Source organism: Ensifer sp. CCNWLY38, from assembly GCF_037120565.1.
Classification (GTDB): Bacteria; Pseudomonadota; Alphaproteobacteria; order Rhizobiales; family Rhizobiaceae; genus Ensifer; species Ensifer adhaerens_H.
The window spans coordinates 239,466-258,926 of sequence record NZ_JBBBBO010000006.1; the positions used below are offsets into that span (position 1 = coordinate 239,466).

Genomic DNA, 19,461 nt, shown 5'->3' on the forward strand with positions numbered 1-19,461 from the left:
CGAGTTTTCCTTGCCTATGCCGTTGTTTTGGCTGGCCAAATAATAGTTTTGGAAATCCCGTAGTGAAAATCCGTTACTTGCGACGAACTAAACCTTCGCCTAATCTGCGCCTGGAGGAGAACAACATGAACAACGATACGATCGTCAAAGTCTGCGCGGCGACGCAGCGGGTGCCCGGTGTGGGTGATCTGGCGCTATCTCTGATGGAGGGGGTCGGCCGTTCGGATTTCCAGGATCGTCTGGCGCAGTCGCTCAAGCGACACATCGCAATCGATGCCGGTCTGATGCTCCTGTATCGGCGAAACGCAGCGCCGAAGATCCTGTTCAACGACTGGCGTACGGACAAGGGCTTGTCCGATATTCGAGCCTACCTGCAGGGCCCATACCGTCTCGACCCGTTCTATCGGCTGGCGCTCGACAATGGCGACGATGGCCTCTATCGCCTGAGGCAGATCGATCCGTCCTTCGACCGGTCGCAGTATTATCGCGACTATTATCGGCATTCGGGCCTGCACGACGAATTCAACGTCTTCATCGGTATCGATGCCGACACCAAGATCGCGATCTCGCTGGCGCGACGCCACTCCCACGCGGCCTTCAGCGGAGAAGACCAGGATTTCCTGCAGAGCGCGGCGCCGCTGCTCAGCATGGCCGTGCTCCGGCATTATCGCGACCTCAGGCCCGAAAGTCTCGGCGATGAAGGCTCGCCCCTCCAGAGCGCATTGGCGCAGGCAATCCGGAACTTTGGCCGCAGTCTGCTCACCGATCGCGAATGCCAGGTCGCGCAGATGATCCTGCGCGGATATTCGGTCAAGGGGGCCGCTGAAAAGCTCGGCATCTCACCGGCGACCGTCAAGCTGCACCGCCGCAACCTCTACGCCAAGCTCGACATCTCCTCGCAGACCGCCCTCTTCTCGCTGTTCATCGACGCCGTATCGTCGGCGAGCAATGCCTTCGAGGATCCGCTGGCCACATACCTGTCGCCGGGCGGCGCGCTTCTGCCAAACTGATTTCCTTCTTTACGGCCCAATTCCAGGAAAGCCGGTTCACACTTTCCTGGAATTGCTTCAAGCCGCGGCGCCCACCCGTTGTTCCGAGCGCCGCGAGACCAGTTGAGCGGCTACCAGTCCCAAAACCACGATGCCGAGGATGATCGTCGAGATCGCATTGATTTCGGGCGTCACGCCGAACTTGATCTGCGAATAGATCTTCATCGGCAGGGTCGAGGCGCCCGGTCCCGTGGTGAAGCTCGAAATGACCAGATCGTCCAGCGACAGGGTGAAGGACAAGAGCCAGGCGGAAACGATCGCCGGGATCATGTTGGGTAAGGCGACGCTGACGAAAGCCTTGGCCGGCGGGCAGCCGAGATCGCGCGCCGCCTCCTCAAGCGCGGGATCGAGCTCGACCAGCCGCGATTGCAGCACGACGGTCGCAAAGCAGAGCGTGAAGGTCGTGTGCGCCAGGGTGATGGTGAGCGGCCCGCGATCGATGCCGAGCGTCACGAACATCAGGAGCATCGACACGGCCATTACCACTTCCGGCATGACCATGGGCGCAAGCAGCATGCCGTTGAACAGTGCCCGGCCGCGGAAACGACGCAGCCGCACCATCACAACGGCCGCGAGCGTCCCGAGAATGGTTGCTGCCGTTGCCGAGACCGCAGCGACCAGAAAGCTGACCTTCGCACCCTCGATGATCGAGGGGTTGTTGAGAACGGTTGCATACCATTGGGTCGAGAAGCCGCCCCAGACCGTCACGAGCTTCGAGCCGTTGAAGCTGTAGATGACGAGAACGACGATCGGCAGATAGAGGAAGGCGAGGCCGAACAGGATCGACAGCCGATTGAACCAGCTTGGTTTCGTCATGGCTCGCTCCTTAGGTTCGTTCGCGCGACTGGCGCGATTGGAAATAGACGATCGGTACGACCAGCAGCGCGAGCAGCACGATCGTTACGGCGGCGGCCATCGGCCAGTCGCGGTTGTTGAAGAATTCGAGCCAGATGGCGCGGCCGATCATCTGGGTATCGGCTCCACCCAGCAGATCCGGGATCACGAATTCGCCGACGACCGGGATGAAGACCAGCGCGCAGCCGGCCAAGACACCGGGCAAGCTCAAGGGGAAGGTGACCCGCCAGAAGGCAGAGATGCGGGAGCAGCCGAGGTCGCGCGCCGCCTCGATCAGGGTGCGATCGGCGCTGCTCAAGGTCGAGTAGATCGGCAGGACCATGAAGGGCAAGTAGGTGTAGATGATGCCGATATAGATCGCCGTCTCTGTGTTGAGGATGCGCAGCGGTTCGCTGATCAGGCCGATCTTCAAAAACATCGCGTTCAGTAGGCCGTCGTTCCTGAGGATGCTCATCCAGGAATAGACGCGGATCAGCATAGAGCTCCAGAAGGGGACGATGACCAGAAAGACCAAGAGGGAGCGCGAGGACGGCGAGCAGGAGGCGATGCCGTAGGCGAGCGGATAGGCGATGAAGAGCATGGCGGCGGTCGAAATCGCCGCGATCTTGAGGCTCGTCAGATAGGCCAGCAGATAGGTGTCGTCAGTCAGGACGTAGAGGAAGTTCTCGAAATTCAGCCGGAGATTGAGGATCGATCCGTCCCAGGCCGTCAGCGGCTCGAAGGGCGGCATGCCGAGCCGTACGGTCGAGAGGCTGATGCCGGCAACCAGTGCGAAGGGCGCCAGGAAGAGCACCAGAAGCCAGGCATAGGGGATGGCGATCAGAAGACGCTTGCCCCAGTTCGTCTTTGCGGACGGTGTCGCTGCCGTGAGCATGGGAACCTCCTATTCGGCCAGGAGCCGGCTTGCCTGCGGCGACCAGCTCGCAAACACCCGATCGCCGACGCTGAGGTCGCTTTCGGTGCCGAGATTGACCCGACGCGCATCGAGCGTCGCTCCCGATTTCAGCCGCACGCGGTAGTGCCGCTCGACGCCGGTATAGGTGAGCTGCTCCACGGTGCCTTCGAGGCCGCTGCCTGAAGTCGTCAACTCCACTCGCTCGGGCCGGACCGAGACCCAGAACGGCCGGTCGAGCGCCACCCGGTCGGTGAATGCGGCGCGGACGCAACCGCCGGCCTCATGGCTGTCGATCTGCAGCTCGCTGCCGCTGCGATCCGCTCGACTACCGGCAAACACGTTTGTTTCGCCAAGGAACTTGGCGACATAGCGGGACTGCGGCGTTTCGTAGACTTCCGAAGGCGAGCCGACCTGCAGCACCTGCCCCTGCTTCATGATGGCGATGCGGGTGGAGACGGTCATCGCCTCGTGCTGATCGTGGGTGACGATGATGAAGGTGAGGCCGAGTTCCCTCTGCAGGCGAACGAGTTCGAGCTGCGTTTCGGTGCGCAGGTTCTTGTCGAGCGCGCCGAGCGGCTCGTCGAGCAACAGAACCTTCGGCCGTTTTACCAGCGCCCGGGCGAGCGCCACGCGCTGGCGCTGGCCACCGGAAAGCTGCGCCGGCTTGCGATCAAGCAGCGCCGTCAGCTGCAGCTTCTCCGCCACCTCGTCGATGCGCTTCCTGATTTCGCTCTTGGCAAGGCCGTCCTGCTGCAATCCGAAGGCGATGTTCTTGCCGACCGTCAGGTGCGGAAACAGCGCATAGGACTGGAACATCATGTTGGTCGGCCGCCGGTGCGCCGGAACATCGGTGACATCGGCCCCTTCCAGCCTGATGGTGCCGGATGTCGGCGTCTCGAAGCCGGCGATCATCCGGAGCAGCGTCGACTTTCCGCAGCCGGAGGGCCCGAGGAGCGAGAAGAACTCGCCTCTCTCGATGCCGAGGTTGATATTGTTGACGGCCGTGACGACGCCATAGGACTTCGCCAGGTTCTCGATCGAAATATAGGATTGCACGGGGTTTGGTCCTGCTGTTGACGGATCGCCTATTGGCCGGCCCTGAATGCCGACCAGACGCGGGTGCGCTCGCGCGTCTGGCGCGGTGGCAGCGACTTGTCGACGAAGAGCTTCGAACGGACCTCGGCAGGAGGATAGATGTTCGGGTTGTCGCGGATACCGGCGTCGACCTCGGCGGTCGCTGCGGCATTGGCGTTGGCGTAAAAGACGTGGTTGCTGATTGCGGCCACGGTCTTCGGCTCGAGGATGTAGTCGATGAAAGCGAGCGCCTGTTCTGGGTCTGGTGCGTCGGCCGGGATTGCCATCGTGTCGAAGGAGATGATCGTTCCTTCCTTCGGGATCGAATAGTCGACCTTGACGCCGGTCCCGGCTTCCTCGGCGCGGGCCGCGGCAATGCCGGCATCGCCGCTCCACATCAGCGCCAGGCAGAGCTGGCCCGACGCCATGTCGGCGACAAGCTGCCCGCTCTGCATGTGGCGGATATAGGGGCGGAGCTTGAGCAGCAGCTCCTTCGCCTTGTCGAGGTCGTCTTGCTTGGTGGAGTAAGGATCGAGGCCGAGATAATTGAGCGCGATCGGGATCACCTCGTTCGGCGCATCGACGATGCCGATGCCGCAATCCTGGAATTTTTGGGCGACCTCCGGTTTGAAGAACATGTCGAGGCTGTTGACCGGCGCGTCCGGCAGGCGCTCGGTCACGAGCTTGGCGTTGTAGGCGACGCCCGTCGTCAGCCACATGTAGGGAACGAGATACTTGTTGTCCGGATCGTGCTCGGCAACGAGCTTCAGCAGGTCCTTGTCGAGATTGCCGTAGTTTTTCAGACTTGCCGGGTCGATGGGCTTCAGCGCGCCGGACTGGACCAAGCGCTCGCCGACGGTCGCGCTCGGGAAGGCGACGTCGAAACCGCTGCCGCCGGCGAGCAGCCGTGTTTCGAGCACTTCGAGCGAATCGTAGAAGTCCACGCGGGTTTCGGTACCGGTGCGGGCCTGGAAGTTCGAGACCGTGTCTTCGGCGAAGTAGTCGGAGAAGTTGTAGATGAACAGCTTGTCCTGCGCCTGGGCAGTCGTTGAGACCGCGATGGCGGCGAGCGATGCCGCAAACATGGAGCGCAGTGCGGTGCGGGTTAACTTTTGCATGGTTCCTCCCAAGGACATCGTATTTTTGTTTTCACCAAAGTGATTGGCGGGTCCGAAGAGGGCAACACTCCCTTTGGCTAGGTGCGGCGCGCCAGGTGTCGACGTAAATGGCAATCGACGCCTGCCTTCGCTGCGTCAAACATGTTGGTTTGATCGCGATCGAAGTAACATTCGATCAATGGGCATTTCTCGGCCTGCAGCGCCTGATAGGGTTCCGGCGAAATCAAAAGGGAGAGCTTCGATGGATGAGAAATTCAATCAGCCGCTGGGCGGCAACGACATGCCCCGCTTCGGTGGCCCGGGCACGATGATGCGCCTTCCCACCGCGACGTCGGCTGAAGGCCTCGACGCTTGCTTCGTCGGCATTCCCATGGATATCGGCGCGTCCAACCGTTCCGGCACGCGCTACGGGCCACGGCAGATCCGCGCCGAGTCGGTGATGATCCGTCCCTACAACATGGCGACGGGGGCAGCACCCTTCGAAAGCTTGCAGGTGGCCGATATCGGCGACATCGCCATCAACACCTTCAACCTGCCGGCCAACATGGAGATCATCGCCCGCAACATCGGCGAGATCCTCAAGCATGATTGCATCCCGCTGACACTCGGCGGCGATCACACGATCAGCTATCCGATCCTGAAGGCGATTGCCGAGAAGCACGGACCGGTGGCGCTCATCCATGTCGACGCGCACGCGGATATCAACGACACGATGTTCGGCGAAAAGATCGCGCATGGCACGCCGTTCCGGCGGGCTTTCGAGGATGGCTGCCTCAATCCCAATCTCGTGTTCCAGATCGGTCTGCGCGGCACCGGCTATGCCTCGGACGATTTCGACTGGTCGCGTGACCGGGGCTTTACCGTGGTCCCGGCGGAGGAATGCTGGCACAAGTCGCTCGTGCCGTTGATCGAAGGCATCCGCGCCAGGATCGGCGACCACAAGACCTACCTGACCTTCGATATCGACAGCCTCGATCCGGCCTATGCTCCGGGCACCGGCACGCCCGAGATCGGCGGTTTGACCGTCATCCAGGCGATCGAAATCATCCGCGGCTGCCGCGGTCTCAACCTGGTCGGCGCCGATCTCGTCGAGGTGAGCCCGCCCTTCGACACGACGGGAACGACGGCGATCACCGCGGCGAACCTGCTCTACGAAATGCTCTGCGTGCTGCCGGGTGTGAAGTACAAGCGGTAGTCTGCCGGAGAGCTCGGAAACGAATTGGCGGGAGGCCGTAGGCGGCCTCCTTCCCGATCCATGTTTGCGAAAGTCTCTAGCTCTTTGCCGGCCGCAGGCGGCTCCAGATCGGCGCGACGACGTTGCCCATGACGACGATCGTTGCGGCGCCGACGACGATGGCAAGCAGCGCCTGCAGCGCTGAGGTCGTGAACCAGCCAACGACCGCTGGGGCGACCGCCAGCGTGTGGGCGACGCTCTCGGAGATGTCGTGGATGAAATGTTCCGGCCCGGCCTGGCCCAGTTGCGCCATGCCATGCACGAGGATGCTGCCGCCGACCCAGAGCATGGCCGCAGTGCCGATTGCGGCGAGGATCTTCAGAAAGGCCGGCATCCCGAGGACGAGGCCACGGCCGAAGAGGCGCAAGGCCGACAGCGGGTTCCTGGCCAGCGCGACGCCGGCGTCGTCGGCTTTGACGATCAGGGCGACGACCCCATAGACGGCGAGCGTGATCAGGATGCCGACGCCGGCGAGTACAGTGCCCTGCATGTAGATGTCGGCATCGGCGACGGTCGAGAGCGTCAGCGCCATGATCTCGGCAGAGAGAATGAAGTCGGTGCGGATGGCGCCGGCAACCTTCTCGTTTTCAAGCGCCAGCGGATCGCTCTTCTCGCCGAGCACCGCTTCCTCGTGTGCGTGGGCCGCATGCGGAAAGACTGCGCCGTAAAGCTTCTCGGCCCCCTCGTAGCAGAGATAGATGCCGCCGATCATCAGGAGCGGCGTGATCGCCCAGGGCGCGAAATAGCCGAGCAGCAGTGCGCCGGGCAAAAGGAAAAGCAACTTGTTCTTCAGCGAACCAAGGGCGATCCGCGCAATGATCGGCAACTCACGCTCAGGCTTCAGCCCCACAACATAGCGGGGGGTCACCGCGGCGTCGTCTATCACGACGCCAGCTGCCTTGGCGCTGGCCTTCGCGGTCTGGGCCGCCACGTCGTCCAGCGAAGCGGCCGCCATCTTGGCGATGGCCGCGATGTCGTCGAGGAGGGCGATGAGACCTGTGGCCATAAGTTGCTAACCCTTTGAGAAGAATCCGAGAAACGCGGCTCTAGAAGCGCTGGTAGCCACCATAGCGTGTTGAGTCAACGACAGCCGGGTGACATTGGGAGGCGGTCGGCCTCGCGCGGCGAGCTCGATCTTGGTTATCAAATCGTGAACGTGCGAGCGGATTCTTTCGTTGACGAATGTCTCATTTCGATTTACGACTGACGAAATACAAAATTCGTCAGTCGTAAATCGAAAGGTAAGCGATGCCGGTAAGCAACGATATCGTCGTGGATCAGACGCGTCAGGACAACATCACGCGGATCCTCGACGCAGCGGAGCGGCTGTTCCGGCATTTCGGCTACAGCAAGACCAATGTCTCCGACATTGCCAAGGAACTCGGCATGTCGCCGGCGAACATCTACCGCTTCTTCGCCTCGAAGACGGAGATCCATCAGGCGATCTGCGGCCGCATGCTCGCGGCCAGTTACCAGATGGCCCAGGAGATATGCGCCTTGCCCTTGAGTGCGAGCGAGCGGCTGCGCCGTTACGTCCACGCGCAGCATCAGATGACTGTCGAGCTCATGCTCGACGACACGAAGGTGCATGAAATGGTGGTCGTTGCCATCGAACGCGAGTGGCACGTCATCGACAAGCATATCGACAGGATCGATGCGCTTCTCGCCGACGTCATTCGCGAAGGCATCGCCGCTGGCGAGTTCCCGGAACAGGACGCCGATGCGGCGTCGCGCTGTTTCGGTGCGGCGACCGTCACGCTGTGTCATCCGCAAATGGTTGCGCAATGTCTCAGCAAGACAAACCGCGCGGCACCGGAAGAGCTGGTCGAATTCGCGATCAAGGGACTGAAGCTCTAGAGCAACCCGCTCTCAAGTGGAAACACTCGAAGCGAAAAGATGCTCTAGAATCAAAGTGCTAGAGCGTCTTTTGCGCGTTCGTCTGAACGCACGGCGCTCTAGCCGGACTGCTTCCGGCGCAGCCAATGCGGCGTCGGCCTATATTCAGGAGTGCGACTATGTTTATGCCGATTGAATTTCGCCGCCGTATTTCATTCATTGCCACCATTGCGCTGATTTCGACCCTCTCGGCGGCGCTTGCCGCCTGCTCGGAAGAAAAGTCCGAAACCGCTGAAGTCGTGCGCCCGGTCAAGGTCGTCGAGATCGCCCAGGCCGACAATGTACGCCAGCTCAGCTATTCCGGCGCCGTTCGGGCAAGGACCGAGATGAATCTCGGCTTCCGCGTCAACGGTAAGATCGTCGAGCGCATCGTCAATGTCGGTGACCGCGTCAAGGTTGGCGATCTTCTCGCCCGCATCGATGCGACCGACTACGAGCTCGCGGTGCGCAGCGCCTCTGCCAATCTGGATGCGGCCGAGCGCCAGGTCGAAACGGTCGAGCTGGTGCGCGACCGCGCCAAGCAGCTGCTTGCCAGGAAATTCGCCTCGCAGGCCCAGTTCGACCAGGCGGTGCTCAGTTACAACCAGGCTGTCGCCACGCGCGATGCTGCGAAGTCGGCACTGTCACAGGCGAAGAACCAGGTGGTCTATACCAGCCTCGTCGCCGACCGGCCGGGCATCGTGACCTCGATCAACGCCGATGTCGGCCAGGTCGTCGGTTCTGGCACGCCGGTCGCCACGGTTGCCGTCGAAGGCGAAAAGGAAGTCCAGGTCGCAGTACCCGAAACGGAAATCAGCAATTTCAAGGCTGGATTGCCGGTCAAGGTCGGGGTCTGGTCCGATGCGGCTCTGTCGCTCGATGGCACGGTGCGTGAGGTTGCCGGCAGCGCCGACCAGCAATCGCGCACCTTCTCGGTGCGCGTCAGCCTGCCGAACGACCCGCGGGTCCTGCTCGGCATGACCGCGACCATCGAAGCATCCGCCGGCAATGGTGCGTCGTTCGTCTCCGTACCCTTGAGCGCGCTGGCTGAGAAGGATGGCTATCCGATCGTCTGGGTCGTCGACCGCGGCACGGAAACCGTCCGCAGCCGGCCGGTCACGCTTGCAGACTTCACCACCGATGGCGTGCGGGTCACCGAAGGCCTCAATGTCGGCGATCTCGTCGTTGCCGCCGGAACGCAGTTCATGACGGACGATCTCAAGGTGACGATCGCCAACGATACGACGCACCAGGCTGCTGCCGCAGCCGAAACCGTCGTGCGCTGACGTGACCAGGGATAGCGGAACCGAGCCGATGACCACCTCCTCTTCAGAAGAAAAGCGGCCTTTCAACCTTTCGCGCTGGGCGATCGCGCATCCGAGCATGGCGCGTTTCCTGTTCGGCCTCATCATCCTTGCCGGCGTCTTCGGCCTGATGCGCATGGGGCAGAAGGAGGATCCGGACTTCACCTTCCGCGTCATGGTCGTGCAGGCCTTCTGGCCGGGCGCCTCGATCGAGGAGATGCAGGATCAGGTCGTCAACAAGATCGAGCGCAAGCTGCAGGAAACGCCGCATCTCGATTTCGTACGCTCCTATACTCGCGCCGGCAGTGCGATCATCACGCTGCAGGTTGAAGGCGATACCAATGCCGAGCAGGTGGCGGACGCCTTCTACCAGGTGCGCAAGAAAGTCGGCGACATTTCCAGCGAACTGCCCGAAGGCTTGCTCGGCCCCTATTTCAACGACGAGTTCGGCGACACCTTCATCACGCTCAATTCGCTGAGCGGGGAGGGCTACAGCTATCCGGAACTGAAGAAGTTCGCGATCCAGGCGCGCGATATGCTGCTGACGACGCCGGGCGTCGAAAAGGCTGTGATCATCGGCGACCAGCCGGAGAAGATCTATATCGACGTTTCCTCCAAGGTGCTCGCCGAACGCGGCCTGACGCTCAACGACCTGCGCAGCACGATTTCCGGCCAGAACAATATCGACCCGGCCGGTTCCGTCGATACCGGTGCCCGCTCGGTGCGCATCTCGGTCGAAGGCAGCCTCGACAAGGTCGAGGACCTGAAGAACCTCAGGCTTCGTGCCGGCGGCCAGGTCACGCGCCTTGGCGACATCGCCACGGTAAGCTCCGGGCTCGAGGATCCCTATTCGCGCAAGTTCCGCTTCAACGGTCAGGACAGCGTCCAGATCGGCGTCGTCATGGCCAAGGGCTTCAAGGTGACCGACGTCGGCAAGGCGGTAGAAGAGACCTATCAGCGCTTCGAGGCGTCGCTGCCCTATGGGGTCAATGTCGACCAGGTCTCCAACCAGCCTGAGGTCGTCAAGGAAGCAGTCGGCGAATTCATGAAGGCGCTTGGCGAGGCCTTGGCGATCGTGCTCGTCGTGTCGTTCCTGTCGATCGGCTGGCGCTCGGGCCTGGTGATCGCGATCACCATCCCGCTGGTGCTCGCCGCGACCTTTGCCATCATGTACGAGCTTGGCATCGATCTGCAGCGCATCTCGCTCGGCGCCCTCATCATTGCGCTCGGCCTCCTGGTCGACGACGCCATGATCGTCGTCGAGATGATGGAAAGAAAACTGGAAGAGGGGCTCGTCAAGGTCGAAGCCGCGAGCTTCGCCTATACCTCCACCGCCTTCCCGATGCTGACCGGCACGCTGATCACCACGGCCGGCTTCATTCCTGTCGGCTTTGCGGCCTCGACCGCCGGCGAGTATGTGCGTTCGCTGTTTTATGTGGTCGGCATCGCGCTGGTCGTTTCCTGGTTCGTGGCCGTCTATTTCACGCCCTGGCTCGGCAACATGCTCCTGAAGCAGCGCAGCCACGCCGGAAACCATCACGACGTCTTCGATACGCGCTTCTATCGACACCTGCGTTCGACGGTTGCCTGGGCCGTGCGCCATCGCATCATCGTGCTTACGACCACGCTCGCCATCTTCTTCGTCAGCCTTTGGGCCTTCCAGTTCATCCCGAAGAACTTCTTCCCGCAGTCGTCGCGGCCGGAAATCCTGGTCGATCTGTGGCTGCCCGAGGGCACCAGCATCAAGGAGGTCGAAAAGCAGGCCAAGGCGCTTGAAGCCCGGATGATGGATGATGAGGACAAGCGCTTCATCGCCACCTATATCGGCGAGGGAGCCCCGCGCTTCTTCCTGCCGCTCGACCAGCAACTGCGCAATCCGAATTTCGCCCAGCTTCTTGTCATGGCCAAGGACGAACCGGCGCGCGAGCGGCTGATTGCCAAGATGCGTGCGATCCTTGCCGCCGACTTTCCGTCGATCCGTTCCAAGGTCGATCGCCTGTTCCTCGGTCCGCCGACCGGCTGGCCTGTACAGATGCGCGTCATGGGTCCGGACCGCGAAGAGGTCAGGCGCATTGCCGACCGGGTAGCGGCGAAGTTCCACGAGAACCCGCTTCTGGGCGCCGTTCACGACGACTGGCTGGAGCCGGTAGCGGGCATGAAGCTGGTCATCGACCAGGACCGCGCCCGCGCGCTTGGCGTCACATCCCAGCGCATCCGCCAGATGCTGCAGGCGAGCGTGACTGGTGCGCCGCTCGACAACTTCCGCGACGGCGAGGAGACGGTGGCGATCGTCGCCCGCGAGCCGGCGGAAAGCCGCAAGCTCCTAAGCTCGGTCGATTCCATCTACATCCCGACCGACTTTGGCGGCTTCGTGCCGCTCTCGCAGGTCGCCAAGGTCGTGCCGGTGCTCGAGCAGGGCATCGAATGGCGCCGCGACCGCCTGCCGACGATCACCGTGCGGGGAACCTTGCCGGACGGCGTGCAGCCGAACGACGTGGCGATGAAGATGTTCGGTGAGATACAGCCGCTGCGCGACAGCCTGCCCGCCGGCTATTCGATCGCCATTCAGGGCGGGGCCGAAGATTCAGCCGAAAGCCAGGCCTCGATCGCCGCCAAGGCGCCAATCATGCTCGGCGTCATCGTCGTGCTGTTGATGATCCAGCTGCAGCATTTCGGCAAGGCGATGCTGGTTCTCGCCACCGGTCCGCTCGGCATCATCGGTGCAGCGGCCGCGCTTTTGATCAGTGGCGCGCCTTTCGGCTTCGTGGCGATCCTCGGTGCTATCGCGCTGCTCGGCATCATCATGCGCAACTCGATCATTCTCGTCGACCAGATCGACCAGGATATTGCCGCGGGCATGGACCGCGCCGAGGCGATCATCGGCTCCGCGGTCCGCCGCTTCCGCCCGATAACGCTGACGGCGCTAACTGCGGTGCTGGCACTGATCCCGATCTCCCGCGGGGTCTTCTGGGGACCGCTCGCCTACGCCATGATGGGCGGCATCCTGGTCGCGACGGTGTTGACCATTCTGGTATTGCCCGCCGGCTACGCGCTCTTCTTCGGGCGCGAGCCCAAGAAGGGCACGGTCGAGCCGGATAAGGCGGAAGAGGTCCATGCGGATGCCGAACTTGATGAGCGGCTCGCTTATCCGCCGGCCGTGGCGGCGGAATAACGCCACGGCCCTTTCAAAGCCAATTCGGGCTAGAACTGTCTGGGGTCAGGCCGTGATATACATGGCCTGGCCCTGAGCCAGATATTGGAACAGCTCATAGCTCATCCAAATGTAGCCGCGACGTCCGTTCCACTCGCAACCCCAGTCCTGTCCGAAGCTGTTTTGGATGAGGATCGCCTGCTGATCGTCGTCGTAGCCTATAATCAGCATGCAATGGCCGACATTCGGGACCTTGTTGAGGGGGCCGGTCATCGGGCCGGGGCCTTCGTATTTCATGAAGCCTTCGTTGAGCGACGTGCCGTAACAAAGCGCACCGCCGGCGGCGATGACCGCCTTGATCGCGTCGAGATCGCTGGTTTCGACGATGGCCCAGCCGGGAATCTGGAAGCTGCCATCGGCGGCGGCGTTGGGATCGTAGCTCGACCAGAGCTCGGGGCAGTTCGGATAGTAGGGGGCGGTCTGCCAATTCGGCGTTCCGCTCTGCTTGAGCAGGTTGAGGTAGGATGCAAGCCGCGATCCTGCACAGCCCTTTTGCCCGTAGCTCTTCATGACCTCGATATAGATATGGGCTGGGCTTGCCTGTAGCGCCGTGCTCGATGGGGACTGGCTCGCCGCTGCGGCCGCCGTGTAGGTGGCGAGCCCATAGGTCGAAGCCCAGGCGGCGCAACTCCCGGGACTGCCGACATGGCGTGGCGTCCCCTGCGCCTTCGGAGGCGGGAGATATTGTGGGTCGACGGTGGCCGAGGTCGGCAGCGCCGCAGGCACCGGCGGCCGGACGAGCGGGCCATCCTCTCTGATGGTGGGATCATAGCCAAGATCGAGAATTGCTTCATGCACGGACATGTAGGCCTCCTGTCAGCAGCTCCAGCTGCGTAGGTTGAAGGAATGATGTCACTGGGCAGGTTCCGGCAGTCCGCCGGTATTTCGAGGCGTGCTCAGGCTAAACCACGCTCCGGCCAAGGATCGCAGTTCGCTATGTTTCGAATTGATACACGCACTGGTAGAGTTTATCATGATCTTGCACGTTAGATATCCTGAGTTTTAACGGGGCAACTCCGGAAGTTCTCCAGTTTCGCGGACAGCAGATGATCCCGACGGCGAGGGCGTCGGGATCATGTGCTGCGAACCGGTCTGGGTGCTGCTTTTCACGCTGGCATTTCTCGGGACGCCGTTGAGCCTTTCGCAGATCCTGGGCTGCGCCGTGATTCTCTTTGCGATGCTGAGTCAGGTTGTTCTGCGATCAAAATCGGCCGGCTGAACCGATCCCCGAGACTCGATTTCCGCAATTGGTATTGCAATGAGAAATACCACTCACCCTCTTTTCCCGAAACTTTAGGCGGGGCGAATTAGCCCGATTGACAGCGCCTCTTTGGCAGACTTATCGTTAAGTCAAATTACTTGACTTAATAGATCGATCAACGAAGCCTGAGGGGGAATTCGTCATGACGGCAGTCGAGGAAATGCGGCTTTTGGGTAACGCTCCGGAGGCCGGGAGGAAGAGGGTGACAGCGGCGCGATGGCATCTTGGACCGGTTGCCGCAGCGCTGATGATGGTCGCGGCCACCGAGGCGCGCGCCGAAGCGGTGCTCACCATGCACATCGAGGAACAAACGAGCTGGGTGCAGAATTTCAACCCGTTCGACCTCGGCGGCCGGCGCCAGAGCACCATGGATTTCGTCTACGAACCGCTGGTGATCTTCAACGACTATGACGGCGGCAAGCCGGTCTGGCGGCTGGCGACGGGTTACAAGTTCGCCGACGATTTGAAGTCGATCACCTATACCCTGCGTGACGGTGTGAAATGGTCGGACGGCAAGCCGCTGACCTCGGCCGACATGAAATTTACCCTCGAGATGATGCTGAAGAACCCGGCCGTCGATACCGTCGGTGTCGGCGAAACGGTCGCCTCGGTGGAGGCGCCATCACCGACCGAAGTGAAGATCAATCTCAAGGGCGTCGACACGCATTTCCCGGAATCGCTCGCCGACTTTCCCGTGGTGCCCGAGCACATCTGGAAGGACGTGAAGGATCCGCTGGCCTTCAAGAACGAAACGCCTGTCGGCTCCGGCCCGATGACCGAGATCCGCCGCTTCACGCCGCAGGTCTACGAGCAGTGCCGCAACCCGAACTACTGGGACGCCGCCTCGCTTAAGGTCGATTGCCTGAAGTTGCCGCAGATCTCCGGCAACGACCAGATGCTGGCGCTTTTGCCGGAAGGCTCGATCGACTGGTTTGGCTCGTTCCTGCCGCAGATCGACAAGACCTATGTCGGCCTTGACGCCGAACACAACGGCTACTGGCAGCCGCCGGCGGAAACGGTTGCCTTCCAGATGAACTTCAAGTCGTCGAACCCCGGCAATGCCGAGGCCTTCAACGACATGACTTTCCGGCGCGCCTTCAGCCTCGCGATGGATCGCACCGCGATGGTCGATATCGCCGGCTTTGGCTATCCCGTCGTCAACACCCTTGCAAGCGGCCTGCCGCCGCGCTTCGACAGTTGGCGCAACAAGGCAGCCGAGGGCGCTCAGGACGAGTGGCTGGCCTATGACATCGACAAGGCCAACAAGCTGCTCGACGATGCCGGCTACAAAAAGGACGGCGAAGGCTTCCGCACCACGCCGAGTGGCAAGCCGATCACCTTCGCGATCATCGTTCCGAACGGTTGGACCGACTGGATCGACGCGGTGCAGATCGCGACCGAAGGCCTGCGCAAGATTGGCGTCAACGCGTCCGTTGCCACGCCCGAATACGAGCAGTGGCAGAAGCAGATCCTCGACGGCAGCTTCGAGGCGGTGATGAATTCGCGCGCTGACGGGCCGACGCCCTTCCGCGGCTACTTCCAGTCGCTGTCGACCGGCTTCGGCGGGCGCATCACCAGCGCGCCGTCGCGCTATTCCAACCCCGAGCTCGACAAGGTCTTCGACGAGTACCGCCGCGCCGCGACGGACGAAGAGCGCAAGAAGCTGTTCGACCAGGTGCAGGTGATCGTTGCCGACAACCTGCCTGTCGTTCCCGTCTTCAACGGCCCGACCTGGTATCAATTCTCGACCAAGCGCTTTACCGGCTGGGTCACTAAGGACGAGCCGGTCATGAACCCCGAGGATCACGACAACAACCGGATGCGGCTGGTGCACCTGCTCCGCCTGAAGCCCGTACAGTAAGCGACAACGGGCTCCAACGATGCGACTTTCCCGTCGACGGCTCGCCGTCTATTGCGTGGCGTTCCTTTTTGCGATCGTCATGAACTTCGCGGTTCCCCGGCTGATGCCGGGGAGTCCCGTCGACAGCATGATCGCCCAACTCGGACCGCGGGCGACGCCCGCGGCCATCGAGGCGATCAAGGCGCGCTTCGGCGCGATCGAGCAGCCGATCTGGCGGCAATTCGTCGACTATGTCGTCGGGCTCGCCCATTTCGATCTCGGCGTCTCGGTCAAGTATTACCCGCAGACCGTCGTCGAGGTTCTCGGCCGCTCCGCCGGCTGGACCGCATTCCTGGTCGTCACGGCGATTGCCTTTTCGCTCTCGATCGGTGTGCTCTTGGGCGCCATCGCCGCCTGGCGTCGTGGCGGCCGTTTCGACAGTTTCGTCTCGCCCCTCTCGGTCGTTCTGATCGCCGTGCCGCCGGTGATCATCGCGCTCGCGACGTTGTTCACTTTCGGCGTCACGCTGAGGCTGCTGCCGGTCGGCTATGCCTACGATCCGAGCCTCGATCCGGGGCTGAACTTCACCTTTTTCGGCAGCGTCTTCCTGCATGCGATCATGCCGGTGCTGACGCTCTCGCCCTATCTCATCGGCGAGTTCCAGACGACGATGCGCTCCAGCATGATCTCGGTGCTTGGCGAAGACTACGTCACCATGGGACGCGCGAAGGGCCTGTCCGAAGCGGCCGTGATGTTCGGCTATGCGGCCCGCAACGCCATGCTGCCGGTGCTGACCAATCTGGCGCTGATGCTGGGGGCTGTCTTCGGCGGTTCGATCGTCACCGAGATCGTCTTCAACTATCCCGGCCTCGGCCTGACGCTTTATACCGCGAGTGTCGCCCGCGACTATCCGGTCATCCAGGGACAGCTGCTCTTGATGACGATTGCCACGCTCGGGGCCAATCTCCTGGTCGACATCATCTATGGCGTGGTCGATCCGCGCATAAGGGAGGGCAGGGCATGAATGCGGGCGTCTCCTTATTCTGGCGGCAGAAAAAAGCCGTCGCTGGCCTTATCATCATTCTCACGCTCTGCCTGATGGCGCTGTTCGCGCCGGTTCTGGCGCCCGGCGATCCGAGCGAGCGCGTCGGCCGCTCGCACCAGCCGCCGACGGTCGAGCATTATTTCGGCACGACGAAGATGGGCCGCGACGTCTTTTCGCAATTCGTCTGGGGCGCGCGGCCATCGCTTGCCGTCGGCTTTGCCACGGGCCTCGCGATCACCGCGCTCGGCACCATCGTCGGCCTCGTCTCCGGCTATTTCGGCGGGCGCACCGATGCGACGCTCGACCTTGCGACAAACGCGGTGCTGGTCATTCCCAACATTCCCTTGCTTATCTTGCTCGCCTCCTTCGCCGGCACGGTCGGCCCGATGGCGATCATGGCGATCATCGCGCTGACCTCCTGGCCGTGGGGTGCACGCATGACCCGGTCGCAGACCATGGCGCTCAGGCAGCGCGAATTCGTGGTGGCGGCGCGCATGGTCGGCGAGCCGCATTGGCGCGTCATCTTCGTCGAGATCCTGCCCAATCTCGTGCCGCTGATCGGCATCAACGTCGTCGGCAGCATCATTTATGCGATCGTCGCCCAGACGACGCTCGAATATCTCGGCTTCGGCGACCCGCTCCGGGTGACCTGGGGAACCATGCTCTACAACGCCCAGAATTCCTCGGCGATCATCGTCGGTGCCTGGTGGGACATCGCCGTACCGGCCGCGGGCATTGCCCTCGTCGGCCTCGGTCTCGCGCTTATCAACTTCACCTTCGACGAGATCGCCAATCCGCAGCTTCGTTCCGGTCCGGCGCTCAGCCGGTGGCTGCGTCTCACGCGGCTGCGCCGCCGCCAACTGGAGGCGGCACGATGAGTGATGCGCTGCTTGAAATCCGCAACCTCAATGTCGACTACCTGCTCGATGACGGTGCGTTCCGTGCGGTCAACGACGTGTCATTCGAGGTTAGGCGCGGCGAGCTTTTCGGTCTTGCCGGCGAGTCCGGCTGCGGCAAGAGCACGATCGCCTATGCGATCACGCGGCTGTCGAAAGCGCCGGCCTGGGTCGCCGGCGGTGAGATCCTGCTCGATGGGCAAGACCTTCTCAAGATGCCGGAAGCCGCCTTGCAGAATGTCCGCTGGCGGCGGATCGGCATGGTGTTCCAGAGCGCGATGAATTCGCTCAACCCGCTGATGCGGGTCGAGGCGCAATTCTTCGACGTGCTGCGCAAACACACCGGCGCGACGCGGCCACAGGCACGGGCGCGGGCCGAAGAAATGTTCCGGCTCGTCGGCATTCCGATCAACCGCCTCGACGATTACCCGCACCAGTTCAGCGGCGGCATGCGACAGCGGATCGTCATTGCGATCTGCCTGGCGCTGAAGCCGGAGCTCATCATCATGGACGAGCCGACCACGGCACTCGATGTCGTGGTGCAGCGGGAAATCCTGGAGCAGCTTGTCGATCTGCAGCGCAGCCTCGGTTTCTCGGTGCTGTTCATCACCCACGACCTGCATCTGATGGCGCAGCTCTGCCATCGCATCGGTGTTATGCTGAAAGGGCAATTGGTCGAGATCGGCGACACCCATCAGATCAGCCGTGCGCCGAAACACGACTATACGCGAAAACTCTGGGGCGCGATCCCGCAACTGCCGTCATCCGTCCGCAGCCTGGGGGTCGTCGAATGAACGTGATGCCGGTGTCGGGTACTATCCTTGACCAACGGGACGCGATCGTCCGTCTAAAGGATATCAGGCGCAGCTTCGGTGCGGTCGAGGCGCTGCGCGGGATTTCGTTGTCGCTGAAGCCCGGACGTGCGCTGGCGCTGGTTGGCGAATCCGGTTGCGGCAAGACGACCTGCGCTCGCATCGTCGCGCGGCTCGATGCGCCGAGTGCCGGAACGATGCAGTTTCGCGGCGCCGATGTCACGGAGGCGGGTGATCGCTCTGCGGAGAAGGCGCGTCGTCGCGCCATCCAGATGGTCTTCCAGGATCCGTTCGCGTCGCTCAATCCGGTCTTTTCCATCTACCATCACCTCGCGCGACCGCTGCTGCTGCATGGCCACGCAAAGAATGCCGCCGAGGCGAGAGCCGCGGTTGCGCGCCTGCTTTCTGATGTCGGCCTCGATCCCAATGTGACGGCGCGGAAGTTTCCGCATGAGCTCTCCGGTGGCCAGCGCCAGCGTGTCAATATCGCCCGGGCGCTCGCTGTTGCGCCGGACGTGCTCGTCGCCGACGAGCCGACATCGATGCTCGACGTTTCAATCAGGCTCGATATCCTCGAGCTTCTCGCGCGGATCAAGCGCGAACGAAACCTCGCCATGCTCTACATCACCCATGATATCGCCACCGCCGCGCACATCGCCGAGGAGGTGGTTGTGATGTTTGCCGGCCAGATGGTCGAGTGGGGCGAGACCAGTGCCGTCATCGGCAATCCCCGCCATCCCTATACCCAGCTTCTTCTTTCGGCCGTGCCCGATCCGGATCGCCCCTTCGTGCCGGGGCAGAGCGCCCGCTTCCTTGCCCATGCCGAAGAGGTGAGGCGACTCAGCCGCCCGGCATCGGACTTGGTGGAGGCGGTCGCCGAAAACCATTTCGTCCGTGCCCTTGGCCAAGCTCCGGCGTGAGCTATGTCAACCGAGGTCAAGCCCCCGAGAACTCCGCCGGCCTTCGGCCGGCTGCAGAAACTAACATTCATG

At 62.3% G+C, this 19,461-nt stretch carries 16 protein-coding genes; 10 read left to right on the top strand and 6 right to left on the bottom strand.

The features are described 5' to 3' along the window. Positions 1-125: 125 nt before the first annotated feature. Positions 126-1,010: a helix-turn-helix transcriptional regulator gene (locus tag V7S54_RS15270; RefSeq protein WP_336408482.1), complete on the top strand. Its 885-nt coding sequence runs from the start codon at positions 126-128 to the stop codon at positions 1,008-1,010. A gap of 57 nt (positions 1,011-1,067) precedes the next feature. Here V7S54_RS15270 and V7S54_RS15275 read toward each other — a convergent pair whose 3' ends face one another. Genes V7S54_RS15275 through V7S54_RS15290 form a run of 4 tightly spaced genes read right to left on the bottom strand, consistent with a single transcriptional unit; the run spans position 1,068 to position 4,991 of the window. Beyond that, entirely contained in the window at positions 1,068-1,865 is a 798-nt protein-coding gene (locus tag V7S54_RS15275; protein ID WP_058323072.1) for an ABC transporter permease, read from the bottom strand. Positions 1,866-1,875: 10 nt separating this feature from the next. Next, on the bottom strand, positions 1,876-2,778 hold the full coding sequence (locus V7S54_RS15280) for an ABC transporter permease subunit (RefSeq protein WP_336408481.1): 903 nt from the start codon (positions 2,776-2,778) through the stop codon (positions 1,876-1,878). Between the two features lie 9 nt (positions 2,779-2,787). Next, entirely contained in the window at positions 2,788-3,855 is a 1,068-nt protein-coding gene (locus V7S54_RS15285; protein ID WP_336408480.1) for an ABC transporter ATP-binding protein, read from the bottom strand. 29 nt (positions 3,856-3,884) lie between these two features. After that, positions 3,885-4,991, bottom strand: coding sequence for a polyamine ABC transporter substrate-binding protein (locus V7S54_RS15290; RefSeq protein WP_336408479.1), 1,107 nt, complete (start codon positions 4,989-4,991; stop codon positions 3,885-3,887). Positions 4,992-5,232: 241 nt separating this feature from the next. Between V7S54_RS15290 and speB the strand changes: the two genes are divergently transcribed. Beyond that, complete coding sequence (speB, locus tag V7S54_RS15295; protein ID WP_065373812.1) at positions 5,233-6,186, top strand: agmatinase; 954 nt, start codon at positions 5,233-5,235, stop codon at positions 6,184-6,186. Between the two features lie 76 nt (positions 6,187-6,262). Here speB and V7S54_RS15300 read toward each other — a convergent pair whose 3' ends face one another. Next, on the bottom strand, positions 6,263-7,231 hold the full coding sequence (locus V7S54_RS15300; RefSeq protein WP_065373811.1) for a DUF808 domain-containing protein: 969 nt from the start codon (positions 7,229-7,231) through the stop codon (positions 6,263-6,265). Between the two features lie 242 nt (positions 7,232-7,473). On the opposite strand from V7S54_RS15300, the gene V7S54_RS15305 reads away from it, so the two are divergent. From V7S54_RS15305 to V7S54_RS15315, 3 genes are all read left to right on the top strand, one after another. Further along, complete coding sequence (locus V7S54_RS15305; protein WP_065373810.1) at positions 7,474-8,082, top strand: TetR family transcriptional regulator; 609 nt, start codon at positions 7,474-7,476, stop codon at positions 8,080-8,082. 158 nt (positions 8,083-8,240) lie between these two features. Continuing rightward, positions 8,241-9,386, top strand: a complete 1,146-nt coding sequence (locus V7S54_RS15310) for an efflux RND transporter periplasmic adaptor subunit (RefSeq protein ID WP_065373809.1) — start codon at positions 8,241-8,243, stop codon at positions 9,384-9,386. Positions 9,387-9,414: 28 nt separating this feature from the next. Next, positions 9,415-12,576, top strand: coding sequence for an efflux RND transporter permease subunit (locus V7S54_RS15315; protein WP_065373808.1), 3,162 nt, complete (start codon positions 9,415-9,417; stop codon positions 12,574-12,576). A gap of 45 nt (positions 12,577-12,621) precedes the next feature. On the opposite strand, the gene V7S54_RS15320 is transcribed toward V7S54_RS15315, so the two are convergent. Further along, positions 12,622-13,419: a C1 family peptidase gene (locus V7S54_RS15320; RefSeq protein ID WP_065373807.1), complete on the bottom strand. Its 798-nt coding sequence runs from the start codon at positions 13,417-13,419 to the stop codon at positions 12,622-12,624. Positions 13,420-14,123: 704 nt separating this feature from the next. Between V7S54_RS15320 and V7S54_RS15325 the strand changes: the two genes are divergently transcribed. The 5 genes from V7S54_RS15325 to V7S54_RS15345 are packed head-to-tail and all read left to right on the top strand — an operon-like array spanning position 14,124 to position 19,389. Continuing rightward, the gene (locus tag V7S54_RS15325) at positions 14,124-15,737 is read left to right on the top strand and encodes an ABC transporter substrate-binding protein (RefSeq protein ID WP_141679364.1); all 1,614 of its coding nucleotides are present in this window, start codon (positions 14,124-14,126) and stop codon (positions 15,735-15,737) included. 19 nt (positions 15,738-15,756) lie between these two features. Then, positions 15,757-16,740, top strand: a complete 984-nt coding sequence (locus tag V7S54_RS15330) for an ABC transporter permease (RefSeq protein ID WP_065373805.1) — start codon at positions 15,757-15,759, stop codon at positions 16,738-16,740. Beyond that, positions 16,737-17,639, top strand: coding sequence for an ABC transporter permease (locus V7S54_RS15335; RefSeq protein ID WP_065373804.1), 903 nt, complete (start codon positions 16,737-16,739; stop codon positions 17,637-17,639). Before V7S54_RS15330 ends, V7S54_RS15335 begins: the two co-directional genes overlap by 4 nt. After that, on the top strand, positions 17,636-18,451 hold the full coding sequence (locus tag V7S54_RS15340) for an ABC transporter ATP-binding protein (protein WP_065373803.1): 816 nt from the start codon (positions 17,636-17,638) through the stop codon (positions 18,449-18,451). The genes V7S54_RS15335 and V7S54_RS15340 overlap by 4 nt, the downstream gene beginning before the upstream one ends. Continuing rightward, on the top strand, positions 18,448-19,389 hold the full coding sequence (locus V7S54_RS15345) for an ABC transporter ATP-binding protein (protein WP_065373802.1): 942 nt from the start codon (positions 18,448-18,450) through the stop codon (positions 19,387-19,389). Before V7S54_RS15340 ends, V7S54_RS15345 begins: the two co-directional genes overlap by 4 nt. Positions 19,390-19,461: the final 72 nt, after the last annotated feature.

Coding starts and splice junctions, on each gene's coding strand:
- V7S54_RS15345 (WP_065373802.1), top strand. CDS start 18,448: ATGAACGTGATGCCGGTGTCGGGTACTATCCTTGACCAACGGGACGCG.
- speB (WP_065373812.1), top strand. CDS start 5,233: ATGGATGAGAAATTCAATCAGCCGCTGGGCGGCAACGACATGCCCCGC.
- V7S54_RS15330 (WP_065373805.1), top strand. CDS start 15,757: ATGCGACTTTCCCGTCGACGGCTCGCCGTCTATTGCGTGGCGTTCCTT.
- V7S54_RS15320 (WP_065373807.1), bottom strand. CDS start 13,419: ATGTCCGTGCATGAAGCAATTCTCGATCTTGGCTATGATCCCACCATC.
- V7S54_RS15290 (WP_336408479.1), bottom strand. CDS start 4,991: ATGCAAAAGTTAACCCGCACCGCACTGCGCTCCATGTTTGCGGCATCG.
- V7S54_RS15270 (WP_336408482.1), top strand. CDS start 126: ATGAACAACGATACGATCGTCAAAGTCTGCGCGGCGACGCAGCGGGTG.
- V7S54_RS15300 (WP_065373811.1), bottom strand. CDS start 7,231: ATGGCCACAGGTCTCATCGCCCTCCTCGACGACATCGCGGCCATCGCC.
- V7S54_RS15305 (WP_065373810.1), top strand. CDS start 7,474: ATGCCGGTAAGCAACGATATCGTCGTGGATCAGACGCGTCAGGACAAC.
- V7S54_RS15310 (WP_065373809.1), top strand. CDS start 8,241: ATGTTTATGCCGATTGAATTTCGCCGCCGTATTTCATTCATTGCCACC.
- V7S54_RS15275 (WP_058323072.1), bottom strand. CDS start 1,865: ATGACGAAACCAAGCTGGTTCAATCGGCTGTCGATCCTGTTCGGCCTC.
- V7S54_RS15315 (WP_065373808.1), top strand. CDS start 9,415: ATGACCACCTCCTCTTCAGAAGAAAAGCGGCCTTTCAACCTTTCGCGC.
- V7S54_RS15335 (WP_065373804.1), top strand. CDS start 16,737: ATGAATGCGGGCGTCTCCTTATTCTGGCGGCAGAAAAAAGCCGTCGCT.
- V7S54_RS15325 (WP_141679364.1), top strand. CDS start 14,124: ATGATGGTCGCGGCCACCGAGGCGCGCGCCGAAGCGGTGCTCACCATG.
- V7S54_RS15280 (WP_336408481.1), bottom strand. CDS start 2,778: ATGCTCACGGCAGCGACACCGTCCGCAAAGACGAACTGGGGCAAGCGT.
- V7S54_RS15340 (WP_065373803.1), top strand. CDS start 17,636: ATGAGTGATGCGCTGCTTGAAATCCGCAACCTCAATGTCGACTACCTG.